This is a genomic window from Streptomyces sp. PL-25 (genome assembly GCF_058344915.1).
The window spans coordinates 1,643,915-1,656,176 of sequence record NZ_CP136997.1 but is presented as its reverse complement, the minus strand read 5'-3'; the positions used below and the strand labels follow the sequence as shown (position 1 = coordinate 1,656,176).

Annotated in this window: 7 protein-coding genes and 1 pseudogene; 7 read left to right on the top strand and 1 reads right to left on the bottom strand. The window is 73.4% G+C overall.

Annotation, left to right across the window (positions count from 1 at the left end; translation table 11 throughout):
• Positions 1-6 precede the first annotated feature (6 nt).
• The gene (locus R4Z62_RS07370; protein WP_382846019.1) at positions 7-429 is read left to right on the top strand and encodes a Rieske (2Fe-2S) protein; all 423 of its coding nucleotides are present in this window, start codon (positions 7-9) and stop codon (positions 427-429) included.
• A 28-nt stretch (positions 430-457) separates the two neighbouring features.
• Here R4Z62_RS07370 and R4Z62_RS07365 read toward each other — a convergent pair whose 3' ends face one another.
• The gene (locus R4Z62_RS07365; RefSeq protein ID WP_064537298.1) at positions 458-1,405 is read right to left on the bottom strand and encodes a hypothetical protein; all 948 of its coding nucleotides are present in this window, start codon (positions 1,403-1,405) and stop codon (positions 458-460) included.
• Positions 1,406-1,789: 384 nt separating this feature from the next.
• Here R4Z62_RS07365 and uvrC point away from each other — a divergent pair.
• The 6 genes and pseudogenes from uvrC (at position 1,790) to gap (ending at position 12,108) form a co-directional block, all read left to right on the top strand.
• Positions 1,790-3,995: pseudogene (gene uvrC, locus R4Z62_RS07360) on the top strand (excinuclease ABC subunit UvrC).
• On the top strand, positions 3,992-5,086 hold the full coding sequence (gene rapZ / locus R4Z62_RS07355) for an RNase adapter RapZ (protein WP_064532322.1): 1,095 nt from the start codon (positions 3,992-3,994) through the stop codon (positions 5,084-5,086). The pseudogene uvrC and the gene rapZ overlap by 4 nt, the downstream one beginning before the upstream one ends.
• Positions 5,083-6,174 (top strand): gluconeogenesis factor YvcK family protein, encoded by a 1,092-nt coding sequence (locus tag R4Z62_RS07350; RefSeq protein ID WP_064532319.1) that lies wholly within the window; start codon positions 5,083-5,085, stop codon positions 6,172-6,174. The genes rapZ and R4Z62_RS07350 overlap by 4 nt, the downstream gene beginning before the upstream one ends.
• Positions 6,165-7,154, top strand: a complete 990-nt coding sequence (gene whiA / locus R4Z62_RS07345; RefSeq protein ID WP_018567608.1) for a DNA-binding protein WhiA — start codon at positions 6,165-6,167, stop codon at positions 7,152-7,154. The genes R4Z62_RS07350 and whiA overlap by 10 nt, the downstream gene beginning before the upstream one ends.
• 683 nt (positions 7,155-7,837) lie before the next feature.
• The gene (locus R4Z62_RS07340; RefSeq protein WP_491519373.1) at positions 7,838-10,846 is read left to right on the top strand and encodes a M14 family metallopeptidase; all 3,009 of its coding nucleotides are present in this window, start codon (positions 7,838-7,840) and stop codon (positions 10,844-10,846) included.
• A 251-nt stretch (positions 10,847-11,097) separates the two neighbouring features.
• A complete protein-coding gene (gene gap / locus R4Z62_RS07335; RefSeq protein ID WP_018567610.1) occupies positions 11,098-12,108 on the top strand; it encodes a type I glyceraldehyde-3-phosphate dehydrogenase in 1,011 nt (336 codons plus the stop codon).
• Positions 12,109-12,262: the final 154 nt, after the last annotated feature.

Below are 12,262 nucleotides of genomic sequence, written 5' to 3'. Positions count from 1 at the left end.
GTCCCCATGCCAGGCCGTCCCCGCGCGAGCCGCCGTACGATCCTGCGCACGGCGGCCGTCACACCCGTCGCCGGGCTCGGGCTCGCCGCCTGCGGGCCGGAGGGCGGCGGTGCCGCCTCGGCCCCGACGGCACCGGTCGACCTCGGCGCCGAGAGCGAGATCCCCAAGGGCGGCGCCAAGCTGTTCACGGACCACAACGTGGTCGTCAGCCGGTCGGGGAACGGCACGCTGAAGGCGTTCAGCACCGTCTGCACGCACGCGGGGTGCGCGATCACCAAGCTGGAGGGGACGACGCTGACCTGCCCGTGCCACGGCAGTCAGTTCGACGCGACCACCGGCCAGGTGCTGCGGTCCCCGGCCACGGCGCCGCTGGACACGCTCCCGGTCCACGCGAACGGCGGCAAGATCGTCGCGGGGCCCGGCGCCTGATCCCCGGGCCGCCGCGCGGCCCGGCCGGTCACTCCCAGTCCCAGCCGATCCCCACCACCCCCGGCCGCACCCGCGGCTCGACCAGGTGGACCGAACGGTGCCGCTCGCTCACCTCCAGTTCCTGGCGGCCCCCGCGCGGCGCCGCCGCCGACTGCTGGGCGAACCGGTGGCAGCGCACCGGGAGCGCACTCGCGTCGAACCGCACCTGGAGGGCGTACTGCCCGCCCGCCGCGTCGAAGGCGCGCAGATACTCGCCGGACACCCCGGCCGTGCCGTCCTCCACGGCGTAGCGGAACAGGAAGGTGTCCCCGGACCGCAGCCGGGTGTCGAAGAGGAACTCGGCCACGAGCACCCCCGTCCCGTGGTCCCGGCGCACCCGCCCGGCACGGCAGTTCTCCAGCGCGTGCACGCGCATCCGCTCCGGCACGCACTCCGGGTCGCCCTGGTGCACGGCCAGGAACCGGTCCACGCCGTCCCGGTGGGCGCGCACGATGTGCTGCGACTCGCGCCAGGCCAGTTCCCGGCGGGCGCCGAGCCCCACCCGCTCGTGGTGCCCCAGGCACTGCAAGCCGCCGTCGACCGGGGCGTCCAGCTCGGCCAGGAGACCGCGCAGGACGTCCGACGCCTCGACCAGGGAGCGGTAGGAGCGGGCGCCGGACCGCCGGGCGACCGGACGCTCCCCGGTCTCGGCCAGCAGCCGGATCAGTGACTCGTCGGGCAGCTGCAGGATCTCCTCGAGGGCCCGCACGGCCCGCAGCGACTCGGGGCGCTGCGGGCGCCGGGCGCCCTGCTGCCAGTAACTCAGACTGGTCACCCCGACCTTGACGCCGTACCGCGACAGATGGTGCTGCACGCGTTGCAGCGGCAGCCCGCGGGCGGCGATCGCGGCGCGCAGCGCCACATGGAACGGACCGCCCCGCAGGGCCGTGTCCAGTTCCGCGGTGGCGACGTCCTCCTGCTGGGGGGCGTGCGACAGCATGCACGGGCCTCTCTGTGTGAGACGGGCGACGGCTGGTCGGACCGTCCGCGCGGATCGCCGGGGCCGCCCGCGGGCAGGGACGTGGGAGCCGCCGGCGTGCGCGCACGTCCGTCGACCGTCGTCCGCGGGCCCCGACTTCCCCCGCATTGAAGCGTGTTGACCAAGTCCCGACAACACCTGCGGCCCGGCCGGAGGCACTCCTGGCCGAGTCCGCACCCCGCCGCCGGACCCGGGCCTCACTCACGGACCGGTCCTGGCACCGTGCGAAGGAGCCTGGTCACAGCCGGTAGTCGCACATTTGTCCGGTGGGTGGCCGGGCGGCTGCGCGGGGTTGTCCACAGGCTCATCGCCCTGTCACCGCTCGCCAGTAGGGTGTGAGACATGGCCGACCCCTCCAGCTACCGCCCCAGGCCGGGAGACATCCCGGACACCCCCGGGGTGTACAGGTTCCGCGACGAGCACCGCCGGGTGATCTACGTCGGAAAGGCGAAGAGCCTGCGCCAGCGCCTGGCGAACTACTTCCAGGACCTGGCGAACCTCCACCCGCGCACGCGCACGATGGTGACCACCGCCGCGTCCGTGGAGTGGACCGTGGTGTCCACCGAGGTCGAGGCCCTCCAGCTGGAGTACTCCTGGATCAAGGAGTTCGACCCCCGGTTCAACGTCAAGTACCGGGACGACAAGAGCTACCCCTACCTCGCCGTGACGATGAACGAGGAGTTCCCGCGCGTGCAGGTCATGCGCGGCCACAAGAAGAAGGGCGTGCGCTACTTCGGCCCGTACGGGCACGCGTGGGCCATCCGCGACACGGTCGACCTGCTGCTGCGCGTCTTCCCGGTGCGCACCTGCTCGGCCGGCGTCTTCAGGAACGCCGCCCGCACCGGCCGTCCCTGCCTCCTCGGCTACATCGGCAAGTGCTCGGCGCCCTGCGTCGACCGGATCTCCGCCGAGGACCACCGGGAACTGGCCGAGGAGTTCTGCGACTTCATGGCCGGCCGCACCGGCACCTATCTGCGCCGCCTGGAGCAGCGCATGACAGAGGCGGCCGAGGAGATGGAGTACGAGCGGGCCGCCCGCCTGCGCGACGACATCGGTGCTCTGAGGAAGGCCATGGAGAAGAGCGCGGTCGTGCTCGCCGACGCGACCGACGCGGACCTCATCGCCGTCGCCGAGGACGAGCTGGAGGCCGCCGTGCAGATCTTCCACGTGCGCGGCGGCCGGGTGCGCGGCCAGCGCGGCTGGGTGACCGACAAGGTGGAGGAGGTCACCACCGGCGCCCTGGTCGAGCACGCCCTCCAGCAGCTGTACGGCGAGGAGACCGGCGACGCCGTCCCCAAGGAGGTCCTCGTCCCCGCCCTGCCCGACCCTCTGGAGCCGGTCCAGCAGTGGCTCACCGGCCGCCGCGGCGCGGGCGTGTCCCTGCGCATCCCGCAGCGCGGCGACAAGAAGGCCCTCATGGAGACCGTGCAGCGCAACGCCCTCCAGGCGCTCGCCCTGCACAAGACCAAGCGCGCCTCCGACCTGACCACCCGCTCGCGGGCCCTGGAGGAGATCGCCGACGCCCTCGGCCTGGACAGCGCCCCGCTGCGGATCGAGTGCTACGACATCTCCCACCTCCAGGGCGATGACGTGGTGGCCTCCATGGTCGTCTTCGAGGACGGACTCCAGCGCAAGGGCGAGTACCGGCGCTTCCAGATCAAGGGCTTCGAGGGTCAGGACGACGTGCGCTCCATGCACGAGGTGATCACCCGCCGCTTCCGCCGGTATCTGGCGGAGAAGGAGCGGACCGGCGAGTGGGCCGACGGCGAGAGCGCGGGCGCGCCCGACAGTGAGACCGCAGTGCCCGCCCTCGCGCCCACGGAGACGGCCGCCCCGGCGGCCGGCGTCGCCGTCGGCGCGCCCGGCGAAGGCCCCCGACGACACGCCCGACGGCCCGGTCGGAGCCCTCACCGAGGACGACGGACGCCCCAAGCGGTTCGCCTACCCGCCGCAGCTCGTCGTCGTCGACGGCGGCCGGCCTCAGGTCGCCGCCGCCCGCCGCGCCCTGGACGAGCTGGGCATCGACGACATCGCCGTGTGCGGCCTGGCCAAGCGCCTGGAGGAGGTGTGGCTGCCCGGCGAGGACGACCCGGTGGTCCTGCCCCGCACCAGCGAGGGGCTGTACCTGCTCCAGCGTGTCCGCGACGAGGCCCACCGCTTCGCCATCACCTACCAGCGCACCCGGCGCGCCAAGCGCTTCCGGGCCGGCCCGCTGGACGAGGTGCCCGGCCTCGGCGAGACACGCAAGCGGGCGCTGCTCAAGCATTTCGGCTCGGTGAGGAGACTGCGGTCCGCCACAATCGACCAGATCTGCGAGGTGCCCGGCATAGGCCGCAAGACGGCCGAGACCATCGCCGTGGCCCTCGCCCAGGCGGCCCCGGCCGCACCCGCCGTGAACACGGCGACCGGAGAGATCGTGGAAGACGCAGGATCCCCAGAAGACGCAGAAGACGCGCAGAAGACGGAGCCCGGAGCGACGACGCCGGGCACCGCACAGCAGCCGGTGCCCACGGGCGGTCCGGCCGAACGACGGGGGCAGGAGACATGACGGAGCACGAGAAGCAGCCCGCCGCGCCACGAGAACAGGCGCGGACGGAGCAACCCGAACAGACCCGCACGGCGTCACGGGTACCGGCGCACGACGCCGCACAGGACACCGCGCACGGCGCGCCGCACGACGGCACGCACGACGCGGCGCAGGAGGACCGGCAGCAGCCGGACCAGGACCACGGAGCACAGGTGAGTACGGGCATCGACACGGCAGGCGTCCCCGAGGCGGCCATCCCCGAACTGGTGATCATCTCCGGCATGTCGGGGGCCGGCCGGTCCACGGCGGCCAAATGCCTGGAGGACCTCGGCTGGTTCGTCGTGGACAACCTGCCGCCCGCGCTCATCCCCACCATGGTGGAGCTGGGCGCCCGCTCGCAGGGCAACGTCGCGCGCATCGCCGTCGTCGTCGACGTCCGCGGCCGCCGCTTCTTCGACAACCTCCGCGAGTCCCTCGCGGACCTGGAGGCCCGCAACGTCACACGGCGGATCGTCTTCCTGGAGTCCTCCGACGAGGCCCTGGTGCGCCGCTTCGAGTCGGTGCGCCGCCCGCACCCCCTCCAGGGCGACGGCCGCATCGTCGACGGCATCGCCGCGGAGCGGGAGCTGCTGCGCGAGCTGCGCGGCGACGCCGACCTGGTCATCGACACCTCCAGCCTCAACGTGCACGAACTGCGCGCCAAGATGGACGCCCAGTTCGCCGGCGAGGAGGAGCCCGAGCTGCGGGCCACCGTGATGTCGTTCGGCTTCAAGTACGGCCTGCCGGTCGACGCCGACCTGGTCGCCGACATGCGGTTCCTGCCCAACCCGCACTGGGTGCCGGAGCTGCGCCCCTACACCGGGCTCAACGAGGAGGTCGCCGGCTACGTCTTCAACCAGCCCGGCGCCAAGGAGTTCCTGGACCGCTACGCCGAACTGCTGCGGCTCATCGCGGCCGGCTACCGCCGGGAGGGCAAGCGGTACGTGACCATCGCCATCGGCTGCACGGGCGGCAAGCACCGCTCGGTGGCCATGTCGGAGAAGCTCGCCGCGCGACTCGCGGCCGAGGGCGTGGAGACGGTCGTCGTCCACCGGGACATGGGGCGCGAGTGACCGGACGTACTCCGCGCCTGAGCAGGCTGCGCCGTGTGGTCCCCGAGGGCCGCGCGGGCCGCCTGGCGGCCGGTGCGGCCAGCCGGCCGGCCGAGGCGCGCGGCGCCCGGCCGCGGCGCCGCGGCGCCCAGCCCAAGGTGGTCGCCCTCGGCGGCGGCATGGGCCTGTCCGCCTCGCTCGCCGCGCTGCGCCGGATCACCGGCGACCTCACCGCCGTGGTCACCGTCGCCGACGACGGCGGCTCCAGCGGGCGCCTGCGCGACGAACTCGGCGTGCTGCCGCCCGGTGACCTGCGCAAGGCGCTGGCGGCGCTGTGCGGCGACGACGACTGGGGCCAGACCTGGGCCCGCGTCATCCAGCACCGCTTCACCTCCCAGGGCGACCTGCACGACCACGCGGTCGGCAATGTGCTGATCGTCGCCCTGTGGGAGCAGCTCGGCGACCATGTCCAGGCTCTCGACCTGGTCGGCAAGCTGCTGGGCGCGCACGGCCGGGTGCTGCCCATGTCCGCCGTACCGCTGGAGTTGCAGGCCCTGGTCAGGGGGCACGACCCGGAGCGGCCCGAGGACGTCGACACCGTCCGCGGCCAGGCGACCGTCGCGCTCACCCCGGGCGAGGTGCAGTCCGTGCACCTGGTGCCGCACGACCCGCCCGCCGTCCCCGAGGCCGTCGAGGCGGTCCTGGACGCCGACTGGGTGGTGCTCGGCCCCGGCTCCTGGTTCTCCTCGGTCATCCCGCATCTCCTGGTGCCGCAGCTCCTCGACGCGCTCACCGAGACCAAGGCCCGCCGGGTGCTCTCCTTGAACCTCGCTCCGCAACCGGGAGAAACCGCCGGCTTCTCCCCGCAGCGTCATTTGGAGGTTTTGGGACGACACGCCCCTAAACTCGCCCTGGACGTGGTGCTGGCCGACGAGGCCGCCGTGCCCGACCGCGACGTCCTCACCGAGGCCGCCAAGCGGTTCGGCGCCGCGGTCGAGCTGGCGCCGGTCGCCCGGAGGGACGGAACTCCGCGGCACGACCCGGAGCTGCTGGCCGCCGCGTACGACCGTATTTTTCGGATGCATGGAAGGATCGGCCCATGGCGATGACGGCAGCGGTGAAGGACGAGATCTCCCGGCTCCCCGTCACCCGGACCTGCTGCAGGAAGGCGGAGGTCTCCGCCATTCTGCGGTTCGCCGGCGGCCTCCACCTGGTCAGCGGGCGCATCGTGATCGAGGCGGAACTGGACACCGCGATGGCGGCGCGGCGTCTGAAGCGGGACATCCTGGAGATCTTCGGGCACAGCTCGGAGCTGATCGTGATGGCGCCCGGCGGCCTGCGGCGCGGCTCGCGCTACGTGGTCCGGGTCGTCGCGGGCGGCGACCAGCTGGCCCGGCAGACCGGCCTGGTCGACGGCCGGGGCCGGCCGATCCGCGGCCTGCCCCCGCAGGTGGTCTCGGGGGCCACCTGCGACGCGGAGGCCGCCTGGCGCGGGGCGTTCCTGGCGCACGGCTCGCTCACCGAGCCCGGCCGCTCCTCGTCCCTGGAGGTCACCTGCCCGGGACCGGAGGCCGCGCTCGCCCTCGTCGGCGCCGCGCGTCGGCTCTCCATCGCCGCCAAGGCCCGCGAGGTCCGCGGAGTGGACCGGGTGGTCGTCCGTGACGGTGATGCGATCGGCGCGCTGTTGACGCGTCTGGGTGCCCATGAGTCCGTGCTGGCCTGGGAGGAGCGGCGGATGCGCCGCGAGGTCCGCGCCACGGCGAACCGGCTGGCCAATTTCGACGACGCCAACCTGCGCCGCTCGGCCCGCGCGGCGGTCGCGGCCGGTGCCCGGGTGCAGCGCGCCCTGGAGATCCTCGCCGACGACGTGCCCGAGCACCTGGCGGCGGCGGGGCGGCTGCGCATGGAGCACAAGCAGGCGTCCCTGGAGGAGCTGGGGGCGCTCGCCGACCCGCCGCTGACCAAGGACGCCGTGGCCGGGCGCATCCGCAGACTGCTGGCCATGGCCGACAAGCGTGCCGGAGACCTGGGCATCCCGGGCACGGAGGCCAATCTCAGCGAGGAGCTGGCGGACAACCTCGCGGGCTGAGCGGGTGCGCCGCGCGGCAGGGCCCGCCCGCGAGAGCGGCCGGGCCCCGGCCCGGCCCGGACGGGACACGGGCGCCACCGGGCCACGTGCCGCGGCACACCTCGCCCGGTGCCCCCGCCCGGCCCCCGCCCCCTGGCCGGGCCCGTTCCCCTTCCACCGGGGGCGACCGGCGCTCCTCTCGCCGCGCCGGACCCGGCCGGTGCGCCCTGACCGGCGGGTCCGTTGGGTTCTCCCCTCACACCGGGCGCGGTCAGCGCTCCTGCCCTCGGTGCGGACCCGGCCGGTGCGCCCTGACCGGCGGGCCCGGTGGGCTCTTCTCTCGCCCCCGGCGCGGCCGGCTTTCCTCTTCTTGTGCCGGACCCGACCGGTTCGCTCTTCCCGCCGGGGGCGACCGGCCAGCCTCTCGCGCCGAGCCCGGCTGATCTGCCCGTCCCCCCGGGTCCGGCCGGGCCGGTGGGAGATAGCCGGCGGCCGGCCGCCGCTCCCAGTCGTCGTCGCGCTCCGCCGCCCCCGTACGCCGGGGCCGCGTGCCGCCGAGGAGACAACTGCCGGTGGGCACCGGTCGCCCCCTCCCGCCCCTCGCACCCGTTCCCCTGACTCAAGAGGCATCCTTGACCCGTTCCCCAAGTGACATGAACCTGGCAGGCATGCGCCATGGTGGCGGACCACCGCCGGGGGGTTCCATGAGACACCGAGCGAGATCGATCCTTGCCGTCGCCGCGCTCCTGCTCGCGGGAGCGGGCCTGACGCCCGCCGCCCAGGCGCAGGGCGGGGGCGCACCGGGGCCGCACCCGGACGAGGTGAAGGTCTTCCGCGCCGAGGTCACCGCAGAGCAGCTGCCCCTGCTGCTGAAGGCGGGGCAGGACGCCCATGAGCTCGGGCACCGCCCGGCCGAGAAGGGCCGCACACCCGTCGAGCTGTATCTGACCGACGCCCAGGCCGGGAAGCTGCGCGCCCAGGGCGTCCGGCTCACCGAGCACGACCTCGCCTCCACGGCGCAGCGGCGGGTGCGCGCCGCCGGGCAGGGCGTCTTCCGGCCCTACAGCGGCAGGGGCGGGCTCGCGGAGGAGATCGAGGCGACCGCCCGCGACCACCCCGGCCTCACCAAGGTCGTCTCCCTCGGCAGGACGGTCCGCGGCCAGGAGATCCTCGCGCTGAAGCTCACCAGCGGCGCGCGGCGGACGCCGGACGGCGCCAGACCCGCCGTGCTCTACGTGTCCAACCAGCACGCGCGCGAGTGGATCACGCCGGAGACGACCCGCCGGCTGATGCACCACTACCTTGACCACTACCGCACCGACCGGCGCATCAGGAAGATCGTCGACACCACCGAGCTGTGGTTCGTCCTCTCCGCCAACCCGGACGGCTACGACTACACCTTCCAGGACGACAGCACCCGGCTGTGGCGCAAGAACCTGAGGGACAACAACGGCGACGGGGTCATCTCCAGCGGCGACGGCGTCGACCTCAACCGCAACTTCCCGTACAAGTGGGGCTACGACGACGAGGGTTCGTCGCCGGGACCGGCCAGTGAGACGTACCGCGGCCCGGCCCCGGCCTCCGAGCCGGAGACGCGGGCGCTCGACCGGTTCGAGAAGCGCATCGGGTTCCGGTACGCCGTCAACTACCACTCGGCCGCCGAACTGCTCCTCTACGGCGTCGGCTGGCAGGTCGCCACGCCGACCCCGGACGACGTCCTCTACAAGGCGCTGGCCGGCACCCCGGACAGGCCGGCGATCCCGGGCTACCGTTCGCAGCTGTCCTCGGAGCTGTACACCACCAACGGCGAGGCGGACGGCCACGCGGCCAACGTCAACGGCACGGCGATGTTCACCCCTGAGATGTCGACCTGCGAGACCGCCTCGGACGCCGACCCGGACGACGCCTGGAACGCCGCCGACTGCCGGTCGGTGTTCGACTTCCCGGACGACGAGAAACTGATCGAGCGGGAGTTCGAGAAGAACCTCCCGTTCGCGCTCGCCGTCGCCGAGACCGCCGCCCACCCCGACCGGCCGAGCTCACCGGTCGGCCTGGACGCCCCCGACTTCACCCCGGCCGCCTTCGGCACGTCGTACGCGCGCGGCGCCGACCAGGAGGTCTCGGTCGTCGCCCGCAGGTCGGTGCGGGACAAGGAGCTGCGCTACCGCGTCAACGGCGGCCGCACCCAGGTGCGCGCCCTGCGCCCCTGGAAGGGCGGCACGACCTACGGCGGCGCCGACCACCTCTACTTCGACGAGTACCGGGCCCGGGTCCACGGCGCGGTACCGGGCGACCGGGTGGAGGTGTGGTTCACCGGCCGCGCCGGCACCGCGCCCGCGCCCACCTCCACTCCCGCGCCCCCCACTCCCGCGTCCGCTTCAGGGTCCGGAGCGGGAACGGCGAGCGCGCACTTCACCTACACCGTGGCCCGCCGCCCGCGCGCCGACACCCTCGTGGTCGCGGAGGAGGGCGCGCCCGCCACACGGACGCGCGCGTACGTGGACGCGCTGCGGTCCGCCGGGCGCACGGCGGCCGTCTGGGACGTCGCGACCCAGGGCGCGCCCGACGCGCTCGGCGTACTGAAGCACTTCGGCACGGTCGTGCACTACTCGGGCGCCCCCGGACCGGGCAACGCCACCCAACTCCGGCTGCGCGCCTATCTCAACGAGGGCGGCAGGCTGATCGAGGCGGGCGAGCAGGCCGGCGGCAGCGTCGACCTGGGCGGCGGGAGCCTCTCGGACGACTTCGGCCAGTACTGGCTGGGCGCCTTCTCGCACACCCCGACGCCGGGCGCCACCGGCTTCACCGGCTCCGGGCCGCTGGCCGGCTTCTCCGGCGCGCTCGGCGACACGCCCGGCCACCCGCTGGACCGGGCCGGCGCCTACGAGGTGACCTCCGAGCAGCTGCCGCCGGAGGAGTACCCGCAGTTCGCGAGCGCGGGCGCGGGACGGTTCGCCGGGACGGTCGACCCGTACGGCCCCTACGCGGGCACCGGGATGGCGGCCGCCGTGCACACCGACGACGCCTACAAGCGCCTCACCCGCACCGTCGACCTCACCAAGGTCACCGCGGCGGACCGGCCCGCCCTGCGCACCCGTCTGCTGTGGGACACCGAGCGCGGCTACGACCACGCGCTGCTGGAGGCGCACACCGGCGCCGACGACTGGACGACGCTCCCGGAGGCGGGCGGCGCGACGAGCGCCACCGTGCCCGCCGAGTGCGGCGCCGGGTTCCTGATCGAGGACCACCCCTGGCTGAAGCACTATCTGACGCCGGGCACCGGCGGCTGCGCCGCGCACGGCACGAGCGGGGCGTGGCACAGCCTCACCGGCTCCTCCGGCGGCTGGCGGCAGGTGAGCTTCGACCTGAGCGCGTACGCGGGACGGACGGTCGAGGTCTCCCTCGCCTACGTCACCGACCCGGGCACCGGCGGCCACGGCGTCCTCGCCGACGACGCCTCGCTCGTCGTCGGCGGCGCCGCGCGCGACACCGAGGGCTTCGAGACGTCCCTCGGCCCCTGGCGGGTGCCGGGACCGCCGCCGGGCAGCCCGGCCGTCGTCAAGGACTGGGCCCGCACCGGCGTCCTCTTCCGGACGTACGGAGCGGTCGCCACGGGCCGCACCGTGCTGCTCGGATTCGGTCTGGACCACCTCCTCTCGGAGGCCGATCGGGCCGCCCTCGTGCGGCGGGCGATCGCGGCACTCGACAAGTGAGCCGGGGCCTGCACGAAAGAGTGATGAATGCGGTCAACGCGCACTGACACTCCGTAGCGAAATGGAGTGAATCGGACGCGGGGCCGCGGCGGCCCGTACCCCTACTGCCGGGTACGGGCCGCCGTGCCGTTCAGGGGGGTCTCCGAATGTCACCCCGGGGGGCTCAGGGAGGTAGGGTCGGGGGTGGTCGGGGACATCCCAAATACAGCTCGCCGGCGTCGAAACCGGCGTACCAACGAGGAGATCGGTTCGTGACGATCCGCGTAGGCATCAACGGCTTTGGCCGCATCGGTCGTAACTACTTCCGCGCGCTGCTGGAGCAGGGTGCGGACATCGAGATCGTGGCTGTCAACGACCTGGGTGACACCGCGACCACCGCCCACCTGCTGAAGTACGACACCATCCTCGGCCGCCTCAAGCAGGAGGTCACGCACACCGAGGACAGCATCACCGTCGACGGCAGGACCATCAAGGTCCTCTCCGAGCGCAACCCGGCCGACATCCCCTGGGGTGAGCTGGGCGTGGACATCGTCATCGAGTCCACCGGCATCTTCACCAAGAAGGAAGACGCCGCCAAGCACCTGGCCGGCGGCGCGAAGAAGGTCCTCATCTCGGCTCCGGCCAAGGACGAGGACATCACCATCGTCATGGGCGTCAACCAGGACGAGTACGACCCGGCGAACCACAACATCATCTCGAACGCCTCCTGCACCACCAACTGTGTGGCGCCGATGGCGAAGGTCCTCGACGAGAACTTCGGCATCGTCCGGGGTCTGATGACCACGGTGCACGCGTACACCAACGACCAGCGCATCCTGGACTTCCCGCACAAGGACCTGCGCCGCGCCCGTGCCGCCGCCGAGAACATCATCCCGACCACCACCGGTGCCGCCAAGGCCACCGCCCTGGTCCTGCCGCAGCTCAAGGGCAAGCTGGACGGCATCGCGATGCGCGTCCCGGTCCCCACCGGCTCGGCCACCGACCTGGTCGTCACCCTCCAGCGCGACGTCACCAAGGACGAGGTCAACGCCGCGTTCAAGAAGGCCGCCGAGGACGGCGCGCTCAAGGGCTACCTCGTCTACACCGAGGACCCGATCGTCTCCTCGGACATCGTGGGCGACCCGGCCTCCTGCACCTTCGACTCGTCCCTGACCATGGTCCAGGACGACAAGTCGGTGAAGATCCTCGGCTGGTACGACAACGAGTGGGGCTACTCCAACCGCCTCGTCGACCTCACGGTCTTCGTCGGCGACCAGCTCTGATCGGCAGAGCAGGCACCTCGATGTGAGAACAGGGCTCGGGCAGCGCACCTCGGCGCGGTCCGGGCCCTGACGCACGTACGGCGAGCCGGGCCGCCCGGCCCGCCCGCGTGCGGATCGACCGGTCCTCGTACGATCAAGAGCCCCTCCTCAGGAG

What these genes read in the sequence shown, in the direction of transcription:
- R4Z62_RS07370 (WP_382846019.1), top strand. Translation starts at nt 7, where the DNA reads ATGCCAGGCCGTCCCCGCGCGAGCCGCCGTACGATCCTGCGCACGGCG.
- rapZ (WP_064532322.1), top strand. Translation starts at nt 3,992, where the DNA reads ATGACGGAGCACGAGAAGCAGCCCGCCGCGCCACGAGAACAGGCGCGG.
- whiA (WP_018567608.1), top strand. Translation starts at nt 6,165, where the DNA reads ATGGCGATGACGGCAGCGGTGAAGGACGAGATCTCCCGGCTCCCCGTC.
- R4Z62_RS07340 (WP_491519373.1), top strand. Translation starts at nt 7,838, where the DNA reads ATGAGACACCGAGCGAGATCGATCCTTGCCGTCGCCGCGCTCCTGCTC.